Source organism: Flavobacterium gossypii (assembly GCF_014138495.1).
Taxonomy (GTDB): Bacteria; Bacteroidota; Bacteroidia; order Flavobacteriales; family Flavobacteriaceae; genus Flavobacterium; species Flavobacterium endophyticum.
Genome location: NZ_JACJIS010000003.1, coordinates 1 through 22,715, shown reverse-complemented (window position 1 = coordinate 22,715; position 22,715 = coordinate 1). Strand labels below are relative to the sequence as shown.

Annotated in this window: 11 protein-coding genes and 1 pseudogene; 8 read left to right on the top strand and 4 right to left on the bottom strand. The window is 39.4% G+C overall.

Annotated features, from left to right (window positions below):
* Nucleotides 1–11: 11 nt before the first annotated feature.
* The 4 genes from GGR22_RS13070 to GGR22_RS13055 are packed head-to-tail and all read right to left on the bottom strand — an operon-like array spanning nt 12 to nt 5,120.
* On the bottom strand, nt 12–1,841 hold the full coding sequence (locus tag GGR22_RS13070) for an ABC transporter ATP-binding protein (protein ID WP_182494033.1): 1,830 nt from the start codon (nt 1,839–1,841) through the stop codon (nt 12–14).
* Nucleotides 1,842–1,856: 15 nt separating this feature from the next.
* Nucleotides 1,857–3,584, bottom strand: coding sequence for a phospho-sugar mutase (locus GGR22_RS13065; RefSeq protein ID WP_182494032.1), 1,728 nt, complete (start codon nt 3,582–3,584; stop codon nt 1,857–1,859).
* A gap of 33 nt (nt 3,585–3,617) precedes the next feature.
* On the bottom strand, nt 3,618–4,574 hold the full coding sequence (locus tag GGR22_RS13060) for a glycosyltransferase family 2 protein (protein ID WP_182494031.1): 957 nt from the start codon (nt 4,572–4,574) through the stop codon (nt 3,618–3,620).
* Nucleotides 4,575–4,577: 3 nt separating this feature from the next.
* The gene (locus GGR22_RS13055) at nt 4,578–5,120 is read right to left on the bottom strand and encodes a DUF4199 domain-containing protein (protein WP_121376645.1); all 543 of its coding nucleotides are present in this window, start codon (nt 5,118–5,120) and stop codon (nt 4,578–4,580) included.
* Nucleotides 5,121–5,363: 243 nt separating this feature from the next.
* Between GGR22_RS13055 and GGR22_RS13050 the strand changes: the two genes are divergently transcribed.
* From GGR22_RS13050 to GGR22_RS13015, 8 genes and pseudogenes are all read left to right on the top strand, one after another.
* Entirely contained in the window at nt 5,364–5,615 is a 252-nt protein-coding gene (locus GGR22_RS13050) for a type B 50S ribosomal protein L31 (RefSeq protein WP_121376644.1), read from the top strand.
* Nucleotides 5,616–5,840: 225 nt separating this feature from the next.
* Nucleotides 5,841–7,016, top strand: a complete 1,176-nt coding sequence (locus tag GGR22_RS13045) for a GlmU family protein (protein ID WP_182494030.1) — start codon at nt 5,841–5,843, stop codon at nt 7,014–7,016.
* 151 nt (nt 7,017–7,167) lie between these two features.
* Nucleotides 7,168–8,760, top strand: coding sequence for a helix-turn-helix domain-containing protein (locus GGR22_RS13040; RefSeq protein WP_182494029.1), 1,593 nt, complete (start codon nt 7,168–7,170; stop codon nt 8,758–8,760).
* Nucleotides 8,753–9,904, top strand: coding sequence for a tetratricopeptide repeat protein (locus GGR22_RS13035; protein ID WP_121376641.1), 1,152 nt, complete (start codon nt 8,753–8,755; stop codon nt 9,902–9,904). The genes GGR22_RS13040 and GGR22_RS13035 overlap by 8 nt, the downstream gene beginning before the upstream one ends.
* 329 nt (nt 9,905–10,233) lie before the next feature.
* Nucleotides 10,234–17,958, top strand: coding sequence for a choice-of-anchor J domain-containing protein (locus GGR22_RS13030; RefSeq protein WP_182494028.1), 7,725 nt, complete (start codon nt 10,234–10,236; stop codon nt 17,956–17,958).
* Nucleotides 17,959–18,036: 78 nt separating this feature from the next.
* Nucleotides 18,037–18,972, top strand: a complete 936-nt coding sequence (locus GGR22_RS13025; protein ID WP_182494027.1) for a PorP/SprF family type IX secretion system membrane protein — start codon at nt 18,037–18,039, stop codon at nt 18,970–18,972.
* A gap of 17 nt (nt 18,973–18,989) precedes the next feature.
* Nucleotides 18,990–20,861, top strand: coding sequence for an OmpA family protein (locus tag GGR22_RS13020; RefSeq protein ID WP_182494026.1), 1,872 nt, complete (start codon nt 18,990–18,992; stop codon nt 20,859–20,861).
* A 100-nt stretch (nt 20,862–20,961) separates the two neighbouring features.
* Nucleotides 20,962–22,715, top strand: a pseudogene (locus tag GGR22_RS13015) (hypothetical protein); the annotation flags it as partial.

Sequence of the window (22,715 nt, the reverse complement as noted above, 5' to 3'; positions counted from 1 at the left end):
TTTAGGGTTTGTTATTCAAAGGACTGCATCATTACCAATTTTTTGTACACTCCGTTTTTGGCTAGCAGTTCGTCGTGGGTTCCTTGTTCTACAATTTCACCTTTCTGCATGACGACAATCTTGTCCGCCTTTTGGATGGTGGATAACCTGTGTGCGATTACAATTGAAGTCCTGTTCTGCATCATGTTTTCCAATGCAACTTGAACCAATCTTTCGCTTTCGGTATCTAGAGCCGATGTGGCTTCATCCAAAATCATGATCGGAGGGTTTTTCAAGACCGCTCTAGCAATGCTCAATCGCTGCTTTTGTCCGCCTGATAATTTGTTTCCGCTGTCGCCCACATTTGTATTGATTCCTAGAGGCAAATCTTTTACAAATTCATAAGCATTGGCGATTTTCAACGCGTCAATTATTTCTTCATCAGTTGCGTCTTGTTTGCCTAATTTGATGTTGTTTTTTATAGAATCGTTGAATAAAATAGAATCTTGTGTGACCAGTCCCATCAGGTCTCGCAAAGATTTCATAGTGATGTCTTTTATATTTACGCCGTCAATTTTTAAAATCCCTTCTTGAACATCATAGAAACGGGTAAGCAAATTGGCAATAGTACTTTTTCCGCTTCCCGATTGTCCGACTAAAGCGACGGTTTGTCCTTTTTTGACATCTAACGAGAAGTTCTTGAGGACATTTTCTTTTTCGTACCTAAAATTGATGTTATCGATATGAATGTTGTCCTCGAAAGTATTTTTCTCAATAGCATCAAGTTTATCTGTGATTGCATTTTTTTCTTCCATTAATGTAAAAACACGTTCAGCTGCAGCGAGCCCTGTTTTTACTTGATAAGAGGCTTTTGAAATTGCTTTTGCTGGAGTTAAAATCGTATATGCCAGAGCAATATAAGCAATGAATGTTGTTGGTGACAAAGATTTGTCTACAATAACTAATTGTGCGCCATACCATAATAGAACGGCAATGGTTAGAATCCCTAAAAATTCGCTTAAAGGTGAAGCCAGATTATTTTTGTTTCCAATGCTATTTGATAAACGTAATAATCGTTTTAAAGACAAATTAAATTTTGATATAAAAACATTTTCAGAATTAAAGCCTTTAACTACTTTCAAACCGCTTAATGTTTCGTCTAAGATTGATATTTGTAGTCCGTTTTCTTCTTGAGCTCTTGTTGATTTAGTTTTTAAATTTTTTCCGACTCTAGAAATGATAAAGCCAGAAATTGGAATAAATAAAAATACAAACAATGTAAGTTTAGCACTTATAAAAAACATGGCTGCAATTGAGAATACAATCGTTAACGGCTCTCTAACTACAAGCTCCAAAACTTGAAAAAATGCATTTTTAACCTCGTTAACATCGCCCAGCATTCTCGACATGACATCTCCTTTTCTTTTTTCTGAATAATAAGAAATAGGAAGATTGATAATTACAAGGTATAATTTTTCCCGTAAATCATTTAAAACGCCATTTCTAAGCCGAGTTATGTGATAGGATGCTAAGTAGTTTGTGAAATTTTTTAAAAATGCAGTTACGATGATAATAGAAATTACAAAAATCATGGCGTATTCAAAGCCGCTATTTTCTGTAAATTGGGTAACTTTATAATTTAGATAATCTTCGGAAAATGATTTTAAATTTTCAATTCCTGTATATTCAGGTTTTGTGAAAACTTTTTCGTTAAGCCCAAACAATACATTTAATGTTGGAATCATTGAAACCATTAAAATTGTTGAGAAAAAAGCATAAAAAACGTTGTAGACAATATTTAAAACAATGTCTTTTTTATACCGAAAAGCAAAAGGGATTAACTTTCTTAAATTTGCATCCATTAATTTATTGATGAATTATTGCAGATGCATTTCTGCAATGATATTTTTTATTTTTTGATCTAGATTTTTTTCCACTTTCTTGGCATCTTCGACCGATTCTAGTGGTTCGTTTACGCTGAAATAGAATTTTATTTTAGGTTCTGTACCGCTTGGTCGAGCGCATATTTTTGTGCCATCTTCCAGATAATAAATCAAGACGTTGGATTTTGGAATTTCCAATGTTTCTGTCTCTCCAGAAAATAAGTTCTTTGCAGTTGAATTCTCGTAGTCTTCAACCATCAGTACTCTTTGCCCGTTGATTTCTTTCAAAGGATTTCGACGCAGCTGTAGCATCATGGTTTGGATTTCTGCAGCGCCTTCAATTCCTTTTTTGGTTATTGAAATTAGATATTCCTTATAAAACCCAAAATCTACATATAAATTCAAAAGTTCTTTATAAAGTGAGCTTCCATTGGCCTTTGCTTGAGCAGCAATTTCGCAGACCAATAAGGTTGCGGCTACGGCATCTTTATCACGAACAGCATCACCGACCATAAATCCGAAGCTTTCTTCACCACCGCCGATAAATTTCAGCTCGGGAAAATCCTTGATCATTTTAGCAATCCATTTAAATCCGGTCAGGCCGATTTTGCATTCTACATCATAGGCCGTGGCCAATTCCATCATCATTGGCGTAGAAACAATAGTCGATCCGATAAATTCTTTTCCAGTAATCTTACCTGCTTTTTGCCATTGCTCCAATAAAAATGCAGTCATCAAGACCATTGTCTGGTTTCCGTTTAGTAAAATCATCTTGCCGTCATTGTCTCTGACAGCTACGCCAAGACGGTCAGAATCGGGATCTGTACCTACAACAAGATCTGCATTTAATTTTTCTGCCAACGCCAACGCCATAGTTAAGGCTTCCGGTTCTTCTGGATTTGGAGATTTTACGGTAGGAAAATTTCCATCAGGCACAGCCTGTTCTGGAACAATATTGACATTTGTATAGCCGGCTTTTGACAAAACTTCAGGAATTGATTTTATAGAAGTTCCGTGAAGTGAAGTGTAGACTATGTTTAGATTTTTCTTGGCCTCAGAAGGAGTGTTGAAACTTGCGTTTTCAATGGTTGACTTCACAAAAGCTTCGTCTATTTTTTTGTCGATATACTCGATTAGGTTCTCATTCGCCTTAAAATTGATCTGGTCATATCCTAAAGCTTCAATGATTTGTATGATTTCGGCATCTTGCGGCGGAACTAATTGGCCTCCGTCTTGCCAATAGACCTTGTATCCGTTGTATTCAGGTGGATTGTGCGAAGCAGTCAGGACAATTCCTGCATGGCATTTCAGGTATTTTAGTGCAAATGACAATTCTGGAGTAGGACGCATTTCAGAAAACAAATACACTTTGATTCCATTCGCGGAAAAAACATCAGCGACTACTTTTGCAAGCGTATCGCTGTTGTGGCGGCAATCGTAAGCAATAGCCACTTTTAACTGCTCATTTGGGAATACCTTTTTCATGTAATTAGAAATTCCCTGCGTATTTTTGCCAAGCGTATATTTGTTGATACGGTTGGTCCCGACGCCCATGATTCCTCTCATGCCGCCAGTTCCAAATTCAAGGTTTTTATAGAAACTTTCTTCTAATTCTTTTGGAGAAGAAGTCATCATTTCTGTGATTTCCTTATGTGTTTTTTCGTCAAATACAGGCGAAAGCCAGATGTTTACTTTGTCTAATATATTTTGTTCGATGTGCATTCGGGATTTAAAATTTAAAATTCAACTTTAAATTTAAAGATTTATTTCTTTAGAAACCTTATAACGTTCCTCGTTATTTTTGGTTCTTAGTATTATTTCGCCTAAAAAGCCGGCTAAGAACAACTGTGTTCCGATAATCATGGTAGTCAAGGCGATATAAAACCATGGGTTATCCGTAATTAATATGGTAGATTGTTTGTCATAAAGCCTGTAAAGCTTCATGAAACCGATATATCCGGCTGATAAAAAGCCAATCAAGAACATTACCACGCCCCATGCTCCAAACAAGTGCATCGGTCTTTTTCCGAATCGGGAAAGAAACCAGATCGTGATCAGATCTAAGAAACCGTTGATGAAGCGCTCCATGCCAAATTTCGTGGAGCCGTATTTTCGAGCCTGGTGTACTACAACTTTTTCGCCGATTTTTGCAAATCCGGCATTTTTTGCCAAAACGGGGATGTAGCGGTGCATCTCGCCAGAAACTTCAATATTTTTGACGACTACTTTTTTGTAAGCTTTCAATCCACAGTTAAAATCATTCAGCGCTACGCCAGAGGTTTTTCGGGCGGCCCAATTGAATAATTTGGAAGGAAGGTTCTTAGAAACGACAGAATCGAAGCGTTTTTTCTTCCAGCCAGAAACCAAATCGTATTTCTGGTCGATAATCATCGAGTATAATTCAGGAATCTCGTCCGGACTGTCCTGTAAGTCAGCGTCCATCGTAATGATGACATCGCCTTGTGCTTTTGCAAAACCGGCGTGCAAAGCCTGGGATTTTCCGTAATTCCGCAAAAAACGGATTCCTTTTATGTTTTGGTTTTCTTTTGACAGTTCCTCAATAATTGGCCATGAATTATCGGTACTGCCATCATCAATAAAAATGACTTCGTAGGAAAAATTGTTAGCAGTCATGACCTTTTCGATCCACTGCTGTAATTCTTTTAAAGATTCTTCTTCGTTGAGAAGAGGGATAATAATGGATAGATTCATTTATTAGTAACCTTGCGGCTTGTCATTTTTTAGAATTGCACTAATTATAAGTGAATAAATTAAGCCAAGAAAAGCATACATGGCTACTGTAAAAGGGGCAACAATATACGGTTTAGTGAATTTTTCCATCATTGAAATCGACATGTCTAGTTGCTCTTGAGTCATGTTGGGATTTTTTTCAACCATCACTTCTCTTGTTTTTTCTAAGATTTCTTGTCCGTATTCTGGGAATATCAGAAAGAAGATAATCATAAATACTGCTGATAGTAAACCTGCTATTGTAGTTACTGAAACTCCTGCTTTTAGCCCTTGGCCAAAAGAAAGGAAGCCGTTATTGATGTTCTTTTTGAAATTATTTATTGCTAAACTTATAAATAAAATAGGCAGGACCAAATAATTCAATAGGTTGATTATTAATCCAAGAGCTTGATTTTTTATTAGATCTAGTCCCATTACATAAGGAATCACAAATTCTAAAATTATAATTACTCCAAAAAATAATCCATATTGAACTGCCGATTTAGCAGGAGATGTAATTTCGCTCATTTTTTCTCTATTTAAGAATTAATCTACAAATATAAGAAATCCGCATTTACACTACGCTAAAAATCAATTCATAATACTAGAAAAAAAAGAGAAGGAAAGATTTGTTTATTGAAAAATAATTGTAAATTTGCAGACTCAAAATAATAAAAGTTTAAAAATTAAAAAGTTATAAGGAGTTTATACCTTTTCAACATGAAAAGCTTCAAGACGAATTATAATTAAATCGAATAAAAATCAAATAAGATGAAAAAAGGAATTCACCCAGAGAATTACAGATTAGTTGCTTTTAAAGACATGTCTAATGAAGATGTTTTTATCACTAAATCTACAGCTGAAACAAAAGAAACAATCATTCACGAAGGAGTTGAATATCCGGTTGTAAAAATGGAGATCTCAAGAACATCTCACCCTTTCTACACAGGTAAGTCTAAATTGATTGATACTGCAGGACGTATCGACAAATTCAAAACGAAATACGCTAAACACGCAAAATAATTTTTGCTTGTTTCAAAATAAGAAAAAGCCTTCCATATCGGGAGGCTTTTTTATTTGCAATTTATTCTTTTTACTTTGTAACTTTGGGGAGTTAAGGTTCTAAGAGACTAAGATTTTAAGGAGCAAAGTTCCTAAGGCCTTGAGTTCCTAAGTCTAAAATCAGAAACCCAAAATCACAGATTTAAAATTATCAACTAAATAACTATCAACTATAAACTAAACAAGATGAACTACATACTTTTTGACGGAACCGTTCGAAACGCCTTATTGCCTTTTACATTTACCCGCCCTGTTGCCGATATTCGTGTAGGGATTCTGACCATTCGTGAAAAGTGGGAAAAATACCTTGGCTATACGACCACGAGCCTGACGGAAGAATACTTGATGGAAAAATTCCCGATGGTAGAAATGGAGGAAAACATCATGATCAATGCCTCTTTTCTTCCTAATGAAGTTTTGGCCGAAATGGTAAAGTCGTTAGAGAAAAATCAGGCTATTTTTAAAGGTGAAGAAGTAATTGCTTTTTTTTCCGAAGACAGCCAGGAAGAAGTTGATTTTGACAATTACGAAATAATAGAATACAACGATGATTGTCTTACAATCGAGCATACTTGGGATATTTTCAAGAAAAATGATACCGCAATCCGTGAGGATTTTGAACTGCTGACAGAAGATAGGGTTTCACAGCCTATCCCGAAAAGCGTCAATGTAATTTCGCCAGAAAATATCTTTATTGAAGAAGGAGCAAAGCTGGAATTTGTCACTCTAAATGCTTCTACAGGACCAATTTATATCGGAAAGAACTCTGAAATCATGGAAGGTTCTGTCATTCGAGGGCCATTTGCCTTGTGTGAAGGAGCGCAGGTAAAGCTAGCTTCTAAAGTATATGGAGCTACGACTGTAGGACCGTTTTCAAGAATTGGCGGAGAAGTCAGCAATTCGGTTCTTTTTGCATATTCTAACAAAGGGCATGATGGATTCTTAGGGAATTCTGTCTTGGGCGAATGGTGCAATATAGGAGCTGATAGTAATAACTCTAATCTCAAGAATAATTATGAGGAAGTGAAATTGTGGAGCTACGAAACAGAAGGTTTTGCAAGAACCGGCTTGCAGTTTTGCGGACTGATGATGGGCGACCATAGCAAATGCGGAATTAACACCATGTTTAATACAGGAACAGTTGTCGGCGTGAGCGCTAATATTTTCGGCAGTGGTTTTCCAAGGAACTTTGTGCCGAGTTTTTCTTGGGGCGGAGCTTCAGGATTTACGACCTATATTACCAAAAAGGCCTTTGAGACCGCCAAAATAGTGATGTCCAGACGGAATGTCGAGTTTGATGAAAAAGAGGCTAAGATTTTGGAGCATGTTTTTGAAGAAACTAAAAAATGGAGAAAAGATTAAAAAAAGCCGCTAAATACTGTTTAGCGGCTTTTTTTAAATAATTTCACAAGGGATTTGTGATTATGCTTCTATATTTCCTAAAATAAGAGAAAAGAGGATATATTTGTAAAAAGTGTTTTTTTACGGAAAACCTCAATTTAGAATAGGCTAAATGAAAATCTGTCGCCACTATATCTGTTTACTGCTTGCCACGGCAATTTGCTTATGGGGAAATAGTGCCTATAGTCAATCTTCGGCTCAAAATGAAGCTTTACTGGATAAGGCGTATGAGTTGGTGAATTCGAGTCCGGACGAAGCTTTAAAAATTGGCGAATACCTACTCAGGAATACACAATCCGATGCTCAAAAAACAAAATTTTACCTGCTGATGGCCGAAAGCTATTGGGCAAAAGGCGACTATAACAATTCAGTCATTAACGCATTTGAAGCAGGAAAATACTCGGATAATACAGGAAAAGATGAAACGATCAAAATATTACTCTTCAAAGCACAGTTATTAAAAACGTTGTATCTTGACAATCAGGCAAAAAAATGTCTTGAAGAAGCTTCCAGAATTATCCCTAATTTAAAATCAAAAGAAGACAAAGGTTATTTTGAAGCCAAGATACTGATCTGCAATTCCGGGATGTACCTCGACAGGCAGGGCTACCAAAAAGCACTCGAGCAGCTTCACAAAGTTGGGAGCAAATACAAATCCGTTTTAGACAAAGACAGTTCCTTGCAACAAGACTTTACTATTGCAAAAGGAAAAGCGTATGTCGGTCTGGCCGAATTAGATTCTGCATCGTATTATCTAAAAAGAGCGCAACAATTGCCAAACAAAGTAGCAAGTCCTAATCTTCTAAATGCAATAACAATACTCAATGAACTGAGTCTTGTCTATTTTCAAGAAAAGCAGCACGCAAGAGCTATCGATACGTTGATGCAATCTATGAAAATGGCAAAAAAACTGCGTAATGATGCCCTTCTCAAAGTAATAGACAGGCAGCTGAGCATCAATTATTTGGCGCTGAATGATAAAGAAAATCATCAGTTAACGGATAATGAATTCCTGAAACTGCATAGCTATGTAGAGAATACTGAGCAAGAAGCTGTCAACTCCGCTTATAATTTAATCAGTCAAGAACAGGAAGCCGAATTTCAAAAAGCAAAGAATCGACATGCAGATTATTTTTATGTAGCTATAGGTCTCTTCATTTTTGTTTTGATTGCTGGGTTTTTACTTTGGCTGAAGGGCAACATCAAGAAAAAACGTTTAAAAGAAATTATCAGCTATCTAGAAATAAGCACGAATAATACGGTCAAGCTGCATCCGGAGAAGAAAGAAACGAACAAAAAAATTGCCATTCCAGTGGAGACCGAACAGATTATACTGGCAAAATTAAAACGTTTCGAGAATTCCGTCAGATACACCAATAAAGAAATGTCGCTCGCTGTCTTGGCAGGGCAATTTGATACGAATACCAAATATTTGTCGGAGATAATCAACAAGCATTACCAAGACAATTTCAATACGTATATCAACAAACTGCGTATCAATTTTATTATCGAAAAGCTGAAAGAAGACCCAAATTACATGCACTATAAAATCAGCTATTTAGCTGAAAAGAGCGGTTTTTCATCCCATAGCAGCTTTGCTACGGTATTTAAATCGATCACAGGAATAGCGCCAGGAACTTTTATCGAGCTTTTAAAAGAAGAAACAGAAGCCAAAAAACAAGAAAAAATAAATAGCCATGCATAACCGCTACTCTTTTTTTACCTTTCTTGTAAGCATGGTTACGCTATGCTGTACTACAGTTGTGGCGCAGACCAAGAACATAGACAGCATCGTCAAGGCCAGTACTTTGGAAATCTATGAAAATCCTGATAAAGCTCTGTTGGTCGGTAAATCGATTATAGCCAATTCTAAAGACGATGTCAAGACGAAGATAAAAGGGCTGATGTTGGTTGCGGATGCTTATTCTTCAAAAAGAGACTATCAGAAATCATTAGAATATGTAATCCAGGCAAACCATCTGTCAGGCCAGATCGACGACCCGATCTTGAAAATTAAGATTGTCAATAAAATGGCAATCCAATACCAGCAGCTGATGATTTATGATGAGGCCATACAATACCTGAATGAAGCGGAAAAGCTATGTCTGGCTTATCCAGTTAAAGATTCGGTGCGGCTCCATCTCGGAAGGAATTATATCGTGAGAGGATTTATTTATAAAGAAAAACTGAATTGCGATATTGCCATTAATTTTTTTAATAAAGGGATAGCGGAACTTGCTAATGTGAAGAATTCCATAGTAAATGCCAATTTAAGCATCGCCAATTATAACAAAGGAAACTGCTATATTCTGCTATCAGACAATGAAGCGGCTAAGAAAAGCTTTTTAGAAGCTATTGTAATCGCAAAAGGCATAAAAGCTAAAAGCCTTCAGGCTTTCGCTCAAAAAGGCTTGGCAGAAGTCTATACTTTAGAAGGTAGGTATAGAGATGCCATAAAAGAACTCGAAGAAGCACACAAAATATCACATGACGTCGGAGATTTAGTCCTGAACAGAGGAATCTATAATGGTCTTGTAGAAAATTATCTGGCGGTTAATGATTGGGAAAACTACAAGATATTTCATGCTCGTTATTTAGAGACACAATTAAAGGTCAAAGAATCAGAACGAAAATCCATCAATAATCTAATTACTGAAGGATATAAAACTCAAAATAAAAATCTTAAAACAGAAATTTATAAATACAATTATTATATCCTAACAACTTTAATAGTAATAATATTAGTTGTTATATTTTTCATTATATTACTTAGAAAAAACAAAAAAAATATATTAAAATTAAACAAAACTATTGAAAATCTTCAAAACTCGAGAGTAAAATCTGTTTAGGCGAATCATTTGAATTTTTATAGTTAATCATTTGATTTTTAATATTTTAAACTTTGTTTTAGCCTTTCAAATTTCGGTAAATAGCAAAGACATTTTTCAAAATACGTTAGTAAGAGTCCCTATTTTTATGACGAAACACTAACTGAAAAATGTAATGACTTATGAGAAAAGAATTACTATTTACCTCGATAATATGTCAGCTTCTATTGCTGATTAATCGTTATCGATTCTATTCCAAAATTCAGAATTGGCTAATACATAATAGTATTAGAAAAAGAACCGTTATCCCCTTGCTTTTATTCTTTATGTCGATGGGCAGCTATGCTCAAATGGCTACAGAGACATTTGAAAGCGGCATGCCTATCCCGCCATGGCAATCTTTTAGGGTCAACGGTACATTAAATTGGGGCATTACCTCAGATAGCTATCAAGGAACGAAAGCCGCTTTTATAGACCCAAGCTCAGAAAATATCGGAGCTGGTACTACGGCGCAATATTTTTTAGCGACTCCACCTGTTCCAATTCCTGAACATGGAGAGATACGTTTTTTTACAAAACAATCAAGTGCCGTAAATAACGGGGCAATCTATCAGATCAGGTTATCCACGGCGTCTCAAAACGATCCCGCTGGATATTCGGTAGTATTAAAGTCATGGACGGAAGCGGATCTTAATGTTGGTTCGCAGACTGCCTACGAAGAAAAAATAGTCGAAATCCCTTCAGATGTGCCTGTCGGATTGCCTGTATACATCGCATTTGTAGTTATAAACACGCAAACAGGAGCAACGCCTAGTGGTGATGCCTGGTTTATAGATAACGTTAGGGTAATTGAGTCGTGCCTAAAAGTAAACCAAACTGATTTTTCGGCAAGCAATATCACCTCAAATAGCGCAAACTTGTCATGGACGCATCCGACGGCTACCGATTTTGAAATCCAAGTCGTGTTGCAAGGAACTACTCCTGCAGCTACAGGCGTAAGCGTTTCGAATTCTTATTCGCCGCCTTCACTTGCTGCTGATACTTCGTATGATGTCTATATAAAGGCTATTTGTGATGCCAATACGGCAAGTTCATGGGCCGGACCTTTTACTTTCAGGACAAAAATATTAGGATTGTCTTGCAGTACGCCGATAGTGATTCCTTTTACTACGACACCTTATACGCTTTCAAGCAATCTAAATCTCTTTGCAGATAATCCGACGAGTTATACGACTCAAGGCACAGGCTGCTTGTCGCCTTCAACAACAGGAAACTTCCTTAATGGATCAAAAGCTTTCTTTTCGTATACGCCGACTCAGAATGGTTTGGTTAATATAAAACAACTAACACTTCCGTATTCGCAAGGATCAGGATGTTTTGGAAATGCAATTACAGGAGTATTTGTCTATGAAGATTGTGCTGATGTAGGTGTAAGCTGTATCGCAGGATTGAATACTACCGAAACAAATGTTCCCAAATATATTTCTAATTTATATGTAGAAGCTGGGCATACGTATATTATCGTGATTTCGACAACATTCGATTCAGATGCAAGTGTGTGCTTCACTTTCGAATTGAGTTTTGCTACCTGTGCACCACCTGCTACATTTACCCTTGAAGACCTGACAACAGATAGTGTTTCGGTATCTTGGGATAATGTAGGTAATTTGGCAAACTCATGGGAATATGTGGTACGAGACGCAGGAGCAGGTATTCCAACTGGTTCGGGAACGTCAACGAATACCAATATTGACAATCTGATAAATAGCGGATTAGCTGCAGGAACATCGTATGATTTATACGTCCGTTCTGTGTGCGGTGGAGTTCCGAGCAATTGGAGTAATCCGTATCGATTTGCTACTCAATGTTTGTTCAATACTCCGTATGTTGAACCATTTACTGGAGCTAGAGCAGCTAGCCCAGTGCCATGTTGGATTCCTTTAGATATCAATAACGATGGCAGCAAGTGGACAGGATCGTTCGATAATATTAGGCTAAGAGCAGGAGACAGACAAGGAGAAAACAATGATATGATGATTTCTCCTATCATTAACCTTGGCACAACTCCTAAAAGACTTAAGTTTAAATATTCAACTTCAGGTGGGGCGGTACGCTTTTCTGTGGTTTTATCTACTTCAGGAATAGCGCAAGGAGATTTTACCACGGTATTATTGCCTTCGCAAATAATCGATACGGATAATGATCAGCTTGAAAAAATTATCAATATACCAGAATCGATAACAGGAAATATAAATTTTGCATTTTATGTTCACCCAGAAATAGGAGAAACGGCATATAACTTTTTTATAGATGATGTTGTAGTAGAAGATAAGCCTGAATGCTCGGATCCTATCCTTCTAGTAGCAGAAAATATTACTACAACTACAGCTGATCTTTCATGGACTGCTGGCGATGCAGAAACACAATGGCAGATCGTAGTACAGCTAAAAGACACAGGCATACCAACTGGAACAGGAGAACTTATCGATGATCCTGAATATACAGCCGAAGATCTTACCCACGCAACACAATATGAATATTACGTAAGAGCGTATTGTTCATCAACACAGCAAAGCAATTGGGCCGGGCCATTTTATTTCACTACAGTATGCGGTGTTTTTGATACGCCTTTTTACGAGAGCTTTGATATTACAGATGCAAACGCGCACAGATCATGCTGGAGTTTTGCTGATGCTAATTCAGACGGTACTACTTGGCGTTTAGACAATACAGTAGCCGCAATTCAAGGCAGGGGCTTTCCTTTTCCTACGGCATCCTATGACGACTGGCTTATCTCTCCAGCGATCAATGTTGTAGGTACAAAAGCGTTAAAGTTCAAATACAGAGCAGCCTTGAGTCCTTTCTTCCCAAATCCGAGATATGGAGTAGAAGTCTTGATGTCTACTACAAACACAGATCCAGCGAGTTTTAGCGTTGTCATGCCGCTGATGGAATTTACAAATACCGATTTTATCGAAAAATCTCTTTATATCAATGCCAACGGTCCGGTATACATCGCTTTCAGGGTACCGCCATCGTTCTCCATAGCAGGAGGTACCTCAGTAATGCATATTGATGATGTAAAAGTGGAAGATGCTCCGGCATGTCCAGCTCCATCAGAACTTAAAGCCATTAATATTACACAAAATGCAGCTGTTTTAACTTGGACTCCTGGTTATGAAGAAACTCAGTGGCAGGTTGTGGTACAAGCCGCAGGTTTGGGTATTCCAACAGTGAACGGAGACCTGACAAATACCAATACTGCGTATGGAACAGACCCATTACAGCCTAATACACAATATGAATATTACGTAAGAGCGTATTGCAGTACCACTGAACAAAGCGAATGGGTTGGCCCTTTTGTATTTACGACTTTATGTACAGCCTTTACCACGCCATTTACTGAAACATTCAACCCAGGTTCTCCATCAGAAGAATGCTGGAGAGTAGTCAACGGCAATGCCGATACTTTTGAATGGAACCTTAACATGACGCTAAATCCTTACGAAGGCGAGCATGCAGCAGTAATGTTTACAGGCTCTAATGGTAATAATAACGATTGGCTTATTTCGCCGACGATAACAGTGAGAGCTGGCCAGCGCCTGCGCTATTACTATAGAGTTCTTGGGTCAGATTTTCAAGAAGACCTTGCAGTAAGATTGTCGACTACTGGAATTGAGCCTGCTCAGTTTACAACAGTATTATACGAAGTAGATTATGAAGATGTTCCGCCGCTTAACAATCCAGAATGGAAGGAAAAAGTAATAAACCTTCCGGCTGGTGTTACAGGCAATATAAATATCGCATGGCATATTCCTCAAAAAGACCCTAATCCATGGGGTTATAGAGGGCAGATGCTGGTATTAGACAAAGTGGTTGTCGAAGATATACCATCATGTCCAGCACCTAACAATCTTGCGGTTAGCGATATTATCGATACCGAAGCTAAGATTTCATGGGATTCTAACGGTACGGAAACATCTTGGGATGTATATGTTCAGCCAGAAGAATTGCCAGCTCCTGTTGGCGACGGAGATGCACAATATTTGCACAATACATCTTCAAACCCTTATACAGCGACAGGCCTTACGCCAGCCATAAGATATGAGTACTATGTAAGATCAGTATGTAGTGCTACTGAAAAAAGCGAATGGATTGGACCATTTGAATTTAACACAAGATGCAGTTTCGAGAATCTCTGCGAATATACAATCACTTTAAGCGGTGCCGGTTCATCAGGTGTTGGTGGAGGAATTGACGTAATGCAAAACGGAGTGAAACTACAAACGCTCGAATTCCCAACAGGCCCATGGAACGAAACTCCTGCTCCTGTAGATTTTACAGTATTCTTATGTACTGGAGTTGAATTTTCATTGTTTTGGGATTCAGTTGGTACTGCTCCTGGCCAATACCCAGGTGCTTTAGTTGAAGTAAAAGATTCAGAAGGAAATACAATCTGGACAGGTGACTTAGGAACTATAACACCAAGAAGCACCATATATAGAGGTTTGGCAATTTGCGGAGTCATTACCTGTCCGCAACCAACAAACCTTGCAGTAAGCCAAACAGGCGTGCTTTCTTGGACAGCTGGCGGTACAGAAACACAATGGGAAGTAGGCATACAGCCACTCAATAATGGTACGCTGCCACAATCTGGAACAGTAGTTACCACGACTTCTTATACGCCACTGGCCTCTGATTTCGACAATTTAACAGCTGGTACGTACGAATTTTTTGTAAGAGCTGTCTGTGGTACTAATAACACTAGTTACTGGTCAGGCCCTAAGAAATTTGTAAGAAACGACGATGCTTCAAGAGCAATCACTATACCTGTAAATGCAACTGCAGCTTGCGGACAATCGGTTACTAAAGCCAGCTTTATCGGTGCAACGGTTTCTGCCGAGCCAATGAGCTGTAGCGGTGTCAATAGAGGAGATGTCTGGTTTGAGTTTGTAGCTACTTCAAAAGTACATGTACTAGAACTAAGTAACTTCTCAGCAAAAAACCGTTATCAATCGGGTAATAACGCAGATGAGGTGTCGCCAAAAATTACGTTGACATTATACAAAGTTGGAGGTACAGGTTTAGAAGAAATGGTTTGTACTTACAATAATGTAATCGTGATGGCTTACAGTACCGAACTGGAAGTAGGAGCAACTTACAAAGTAAGAGCAACGTTAAACGATATAGCGCCTAATGCTTGCACATTTGATGTTTGTATCACAACGCCACAGGATCTTTGCGCAATGGACATTGTCAATGGAGGTTTTGAGAGACCGGAAGCCGATTTTGGATTGGGTAATTTCTACTCCCAAAATATGGTGCCGGCTTGGAGAAGCAATTTCACAGAAGAAGATACAGAACTTTATACTGACTTTTTCTTCGGAAATGCATTAGGAATAGACGGTTATATGCCTTACGAAGGTGGTCAGGTCATCCAAGTGCTTGGACCTGATTCCGATGAACCTACTGATCCTTCGGATCTTGTAAACGTCAAAGGAACGTTCCAAGATCTTGACAGTTCAGAGATTACGCAATTTAAATATAGTTATGCCCATTCTGCAAGAGGTAGCAACAGCTCTTTACAATTGCTTGCAGGTCCGCCGTCAGGTCCGTTTGTATTGGTTGAAGACCATTTAGGTACGCTTTCATGGAATTTTTATGAAGGAACCTATGATGTTCCAGCTGGCCAAGAAGTAACGCGATTTGTTTTCAGGTCAAAAGATAATGCGATTGGAAATATTTTAGATGCCGTTAGTATTGTTGCAAACACCGATATAGAAACCGAATCTGTTACGCTTGCCTGCCACGAAACTTCTACATTATTAGAGGCACAAGGCGTTGGTTCATGGTCTGCGGCTGAAAACAATCCTGCACAAGCGATTATCGAAAGCCCGAACAATAAGTCAACAACAATTTCAGGATTTAATACGCCAGGAACCTATACATTCTATTGGAAAACAAGATATTGCGATAAAAGCATAACAGTTACTTATAATGGATTTAGCGACGTACCAACAGTCGTAAGTCCAGTTGAGTATTGCCTAAACGCTGTTTCTCAGCCATTGACTGCTACGCCGACTGAAAACTATACATTAAAATGGTATACAGACGAAGTAGGCGGAACAGGTACTTTAACGGCCCCTACGCCAGAAACAGATGCTGTTGGAACAACGACCTATTATGTGAGCAATGTTGATACTAACGGTTGCGAAGGTCCTAGAGTTGCAATTAATGTAACGGTAAGCGAAAGAACGGCTGCTGAAGTCGGATTCTTATATGATGATACAAGCTATTGTATTCTTGGAGCTAATCCGATTATTACTTTGAATCCAGGTTTTACAACAGGAGGAACTTTCGACGCTACGCCAGAGGGATTAAGTATCAATACGACAACAGGAGAAATAAACCTGAGCGCAAGTACATCAGGAACGTACAGTGTTAAATACGCTATCGGAATGATAGGCTGTACAGATGCTGGAGAAAACACAGTTTCTGTTACGATTGAACCAGCTATAGCTCCTGTAATTGATTTTACATACCAAACACCAGTATGTTTGAACAATGCAAATCTTTTGCCTGCATTGGGTACAGGTTTTACTGCAGGAGGTACATTCGGATCGGAAACACTTTCTGTAAACCCGCTGACAGGAGAAATCGATATGACAACAGCAACAGCTGGAAACCATACTATAACTTATAACTTGAATTCAGATACCGCTACGTGTACAGATGCAGGAAACAGTAGTTTCCAAGTACAGATAGACCAGAATACAGTGCCAGTGACAAACTTTACCTATCAAGCTTCGTATTGCAAAGCCGAAGCGAATCCACTGCCAACCTTGGCTCAGGATTTCTATGTAGGAGGTGCTTTTGAGGCTACTGGAAGTTTGGTTATAAATACCACTACCGGAGAGATTGATTTGGCAAATAGCCCAGCAGGAGCGTATAGCATCACATACAATGTTACTCCATCAGGCTGTAATACAGGTGGAAGCCATACACAAAGCATTACGATAAATGCTTTAGTGGCGCCGCAAGTAACATTCAGCTATGATAATGCTTGTATCAATTCAACTGCAAATCCGTTGCCGATATTGCCAACAGGATTCAGTACAGGAGGTACATTTGCTTCGACTACAATTACGGTAAACCCAACAACTGGTGAGATCAGCCTTGCTGGAGCTACAGAAGGAACACATCAGATCGTGTATACGTTAGCTCAGAATACGGCAACTTGTACAGAAGAAGGAGAATTCACAGCAACTATTGTATTAACGAGCGGAATCACTCCAGTGACAGGCTTTACATACAACGAAACCTATTGCTCTAGTAATAGTAATGATTTGCCAGAACTGGCAGCAGGATTTACTTCAGGAGGTAGTTTTAGAGCCCCATCAGGATTAGTAATCAATGCCGTTACAGGAGAAATTTCGATTTCACAAAGTACGCCTGGAATCTATCAGATCACGTATGAAATAGTATCAAATACAGCTACTTGTAATCTTGGTGGCAGCAGTAATTTTACGATTACGATTACCGAAAATATCCAAGCCGAAGTAACTAAAGAATGTGTAGATCAAGTATTGTGGCTTACTGCAGTGCCTGTAAACGGTTCTTTCAATCCAGATACGGCAAGTTATACATGGAAAGATGGTAACGGACTTACAGTAGGTGGAAATTCAGACAGATTTAACGTAAACGAATATATCGAACAACATCCAAATGCAACGATGCCGATGGAATTTACAGTAGCTGTAACATCGGGTTCTTGCTCAAATACAGCTAGTCTTACGGTTGATGGTACTTCATGCAAGCTGATACCTAAAGGAATCTCTCCTAATAACGACACCTTCAACGACAGTTTTGACTTGAGCGGAATGGGAGTGAGACATATTAGCATCTTCAATAGATATGGTAAAGAAGTCTACAAGTTTAAAGGAAACTATACCAACGAATGGCATGGCCAAAGCAGTGATGGAAAAGAACTGCCAGACGCGACCTATTTCTATAGCATCTCAAAACAAGACGGAACTACCGTAACAGGATGGGTTTATATCAATAGAGAATATTAATAATCATAAAAAGTAATGACAGTGCTGCCTGTCTAAAAGATAGGCAGCCTGTTATATCAAAGAAAAATATAGAGAAACATGAAAAAAATATATTTTACATTAGCCTTTGCGTTTATGATTATGATAGACGCCCAGGCACAGCAGGATCCTCATTACACGCAGTACATGTATAACATGAACGTAATGAATCCAGCCTATGCAGGTTCTAAAGAAAATCTCGCCATCGGATTGCTATACCGTGCCCAATGGGTAGATATCGAAGGAGCGCCAAAAACAGGAACCTTATCCATTCACAGTCCTGTCGGAAGAAATGTAGGATTAGGCCTTTCTGCAATTACGGACAAAATCGGTCCTGTAGAAGAAAATAACGTTTATGCAGATTTCTCCTATACGTTAAACTTAGGAGGCGAGCACCGTCTTGCTTTAGGAATAAAAGCTGGAGCCACATTTCATAAAGTTGGATTGTTCAGTGATATCGGTAACGGCCATGTGCCAGATATAAATGACCCAGCTTTTAGGGAAAATTCAAGCAATACCTTTCTAAATTTAGGAACAGGTTTCTTTTATTATACCCAGAAATACTATCTTGCACTTTCGGTACCGAACATGTTGAAAAGCAAGCACCTGGATGTGAAAGACGATGGTAGAGAATATGAATTTGGTTCAGAAACACAGCATTATTTCCTGACGGGAGGTTATGTTTTCGATTTATCAGAAAACACAAAATTTAAACCGTCATTCATGCTGAAATCTGCTTTTGAAGCACCGACATCTCTTGATGTTTGTGCAAACATGATGTTCTATGACCGTTTTGAAATCGGAGCGACCTATCGTCTGGACGATTCATTTGGAGGGATGGTCAATTATGCCATAACGCCGAATATCCGAATCGGTTATGCTTATGACCATATCATTTCAGACTTGAAGGTAACGACTCAAGCATCGCATGAGATAATGCTATTGTTTGATTTGAATTTCCCGAAAAAAGTATCCGTTTCACCAAGATATTTCTAACCTAAAAGAGCATAAAAATGAAAAAAATATACATTGCCGCAGGTTTGTTTTTAACTCTTATGTCGAGCTATGGGCAGAATAAAAGTTCCGAAAAAGCAGACAATCTATACGACAGCTATCAGTATGTAGCCGCGATAGAAGAATATCTGAAGCTGGCCGAAAGCAACAAAGCAGACAGCCATGTCTACAAGCAGCTTGCCGACAGCTACTACAACGTTTTTAATATGGAAGAAGCCTCAAAATGGTATGCTAAGGCAGTCGCGACAAACCAAGACGCAGAAACCTATTATCGTTTTGCGCAGGCGCTGAAATCACAAGGCAAATACCAAGAAGCCAACAAACAAATGGACAAATTTGCAAGCCTGCTTCCAAACGACCAGAGAGCAAAAGACCATAAGGCAAACCCAAATTATATTCCAAGCCTAGCCAGCAAGGACAAATTGTTCGATATAAGTGAGACGACTATCAACAGCAAAGACCAAAGCGATTTTGGGGCTGTACTCTCAAGCGATAATATCTTATACTTTGTCAGTACCCGCAATAATTCGAACAAGACAGACAAATGGGTCAAGCAGCCGTATTTAGATGTTTTTCAGTCCATCCGAAATGCCGATGGTACGCTATCAGAACCGAAAACAGTAAGCGAACTGAATACCAGTTTTCACGACGGGCCTGTAACTGTGAGCGCCGATGGAAACACAATCTTCTTTGCAAGAGATGGTCTGAATGACGGAAATTTCGACAAAGACAGAAAAAATAATGTAAAAATCGGACAACAGGGAATATACAAAGCAACAAAAGTTGACGGAAAATGGACCAACATCCAAGCCCTCCCATTCAATAGCAAAAATTACTCTGTAACGCACCCGAGCTTGAGCCAAGACGGAAAGACACTCTATTTTACGTCTAATATGCCAGGAGGACACGGCGATTCAGATATATGGAAAGTAACCGTCGACGGAAATAATTATGGCAAGCCGCAAAATTTAGGTTCGAATGTGAATACAGCTGGAAAAGAAGGTTTCCCTTTTATCAGCGACAATACGGTGCTTTATTTCGCTTCAAGCGGAAAACAAGGCTTTGGTGGATTGGATGTTTTTAAAGCTGATATCGCTAAAAACGAAGAAGCCGTCAACGTCGGAAAACCGGTCAACAGTGAAAAAGATGATTTTTCATTCAGCTTTAATACCAATAAAAATGAAGGCTATTTTTCATCCAACAGAAACGGCGTAGACAATATCATCAAGGCAGTTCCAGTTTGCAGGGTAGAAGCCATAGCCGTAGTGAAGGATCGTAAGACAGGCCAATTGCTGCCTGATGCCAGCGTTGCTATTTTGGACAACAAGCGTAATATAATTGCGACCAAGCAAAGTAATTCCAAAGGAGAAGCTTCCTTTGATGTCGAATGCGATACCGACTATGTTTTCCAAGTTTCCAAAAAAGACTATGAGCCTGGGACTTATACGATAGCCAAAGCTAAAGGAGGAAAAGCAACTGTTGAAGCAGCTCTAGAACCAGTAGAAGTCATCATTACCGACAAAGAAGTATTGCTAAAGAACATCTATTTTGAATTCAACAAGAGCAATATCACCCAACAGGGAGCCAATGAGCTAGACAAGCTGGTTACGGTAATGAACAAATATCCATCGATGGTTATTTTTGTGAAATCCCATACAGACAATAAAGGTAGCGTTGCTTATAATCTGAAGCTTTCAGACCAAAGAGCACAAGCTACTGTCCAGTATCTGGTTTCTAAAGGAATCGCCAAGGAACGCCTTTCAGGAAAAGGCTTTGGCAGTTCAGAGCCAAAAATCGACTGTAAGGCCGATTGTTCTGATGAACAGAATGCACAAAACAGACGTTCTGAATTTATGATTATCAAAAAGTAAGGCGAAACAGTCTTAAAAAGAAATACAAATTCCCTGGCAGCTAATCTTTTGAAATACAAAGATTAGCTGTTGGGTTTTTCAAAAATTGCACCATTTAAAGATGAAAAAGTTTCTGATTATAGGTCTTTTAGTAATTTTCAGCAATTACGTCAGTGCCCAAGAACCGAACGATTGCGTCAATGCTATTACAGTATGCGGTAACGGCAATTTCACGTCAAATGCAGAAGGAATAGGTAACACTCAAGAAGTGTCTGGCTGTGGCGGTCTCGAACACAATTCGATTTGGCTTAAAATTAATATTGTCCAGTCAGGAACTTTAGGGTTTAACTTAAAACCTTTGGATACTGATATTAATGTGGACTATGATTTCTGGGTCTTCGGTCCAAATAGACCCTGCTCCAATCTAGGAAGTCCCATCCGATGCGCGACAACAAATCCCGGAGAGGCTGGATTGACAAGTAACCATACCGGAATGTATGGAAGTACAACAGCTACTCAGGCGGGTCCCGGAGCTAGCGGAAATGGTTATGTGCGATGGCTGAATGTGGTAGCAGGACAATCCTATTATATTGCGATTGACAGGCCGGAAGGCGATGGTGGTTTTGAATTGGAATGGATCGGTTCGGCTATGTTAAATGGAGGTGCCTTTCCAACGCCGCCGCAAGCCAATGCGATTGGAGAAAGAAGAACCTGCAGCATTACGCCTAATGTAGGGATTTTTGACCTCAATACGTACAGAGACCTTATTAACCCTGATAGGACAAACAATACGATTACTTTTCACACGACATTAGCAAATGCTATTGATAAAATATTGCCTTTGCCAGACATTATTAGCAATACTTCTAATCCGCAACAGATTTTTGCGAGAGTGACAAATAATGCTTCCCAATGCTATAGTATTACCGATTTTAGCCTAAGAGTTTATCCCGTTCCAAATGCGACCATAACAGCATCTCCCTCTTCCGCTTGCCTCGGACAAGAAGTAACGTTTACGATTAATGGAATACCAAATGCGGTTATAGATTATAGAATAAATGCAGGGACTGTACAATCAGTAACCCTAGATGCAAGCGGTACTTATATTTTTTCAGGCCCTTTGACAGCAACGACTACTTATACATTGGTAGAAGGAAGGATAGTTGGCTCGGATAATACTGTTATCTGCTCACAGTCGCTTTCAAATGGAGCTACTGTTACAGAAAACGTAATAACCGCCCAGATCACGACTTCGGACACACCGATATGCGAGGGGATGGGTATGACTATAGACGTCCAGGGGACCCCTGGCGCCATCGTGACATACACCGACCCTTCGGGGACGCAGCAGACGCTCACCCTTGATGCTGCTGGAGCAGGCACGATAGCCATCGCCGCCTCGCTGGCTCCGGGCACCTATACCTACACGCTGGTGAAGGCCTCCACGGCCAGCACGCCTCCGTGCGAGCAGAACGTCTCGGATTCGGTGACGATCACCGTCGTGCCGCTTCCGACTGCAACGATAACGCGTATCGACGCGCAAGTATGCCTCGGCAGCCAGTCACGCATCAGGATCAACGGTCAGCCTCTGGCGCACGTCGACTACACGCTCAACGGCACACCGCAGCCGCAGATCCAGATAGACGCTACTGGCGAGTACATCCTTCTTGAGACGCTTCCCGCAGCCGGTACCTACGACTATGAACTGGTGCGTGTGATTTCCGATGCGGCGCCTTTCTGCACGCAACCTCTTTCAGAAACGATAACCGTAACTGTCATAGCAGCCCCTAGTGCGACTATCTCTACTGCGTCTCCTGTCATCTGCGAAGGCGGCAGCGCTACTGTCGACTTCTCGGGCACGCTCGACGCGGATGT

What these genes read in the sequence shown, in the direction of transcription:
- GGR22_RS13030 (WP_182494028.1), top strand. Translation starts at nt 10,234, where the DNA reads ATGGCTACAGAGACATTTGAAAGCGGCATGCCTATCCCGCCATGGCAA.
- GGR22_RS13040 (WP_182494029.1), top strand. Translation starts at nt 7,168, where the DNA reads ATGAAAATCTGTCGCCACTATATCTGTTTACTGCTTGCCACGGCAATT.
- GGR22_RS13070 (WP_182494033.1), bottom strand. Translation starts at nt 1,841, where the DNA reads ATGGATGCAAATTTAAGAAAGTTAATCCCTTTTGCTTTTCGGTATAAA.
- GGR22_RS13045 (WP_182494030.1), top strand. Translation starts at nt 5,841, where the DNA reads ATGAACTACATACTTTTTGACGGAACCGTTCGAAACGCCTTATTGCCT.
- GGR22_RS13065 (WP_182494032.1), bottom strand. Translation starts at nt 3,584, where the DNA reads ATGCACATCGAACAAAATATATTAGACAAAGTAAACATCTGGCTTTCG.
- GGR22_RS13035 (WP_121376641.1), top strand. Translation starts at nt 8,753, where the DNA reads ATGCATAACCGCTACTCTTTTTTTACCTTTCTTGTAAGCATGGTTACG.
- GGR22_RS13060 (WP_182494031.1), bottom strand. Translation starts at nt 4,574, where the DNA reads ATGAATCTATCCATTATTATCCCTCTTCTCAACGAAGAAGAATCTTTA.
- GGR22_RS13020 (WP_182494026.1), top strand. Translation starts at nt 18,990, where the DNA reads ATGAAAAAAATATACATTGCCGCAGGTTTGTTTTTAACTCTTATGTCG.
- GGR22_RS13025 (WP_182494027.1), top strand. Translation starts at nt 18,037, where the DNA reads ATGAAAAAAATATATTTTACATTAGCCTTTGCGTTTATGATTATGATA.
- GGR22_RS13055 (WP_121376645.1), bottom strand. Translation starts at nt 5,120, where the DNA reads ATGAGCGAAATTACATCTCCTGCTAAATCGGCAGTTCAATATGGATTA.
- GGR22_RS13050 (WP_121376644.1), top strand. Translation starts at nt 5,364, where the DNA reads ATGAAAAAAGGAATTCACCCAGAGAATTACAGATTAGTTGCTTTTAAA.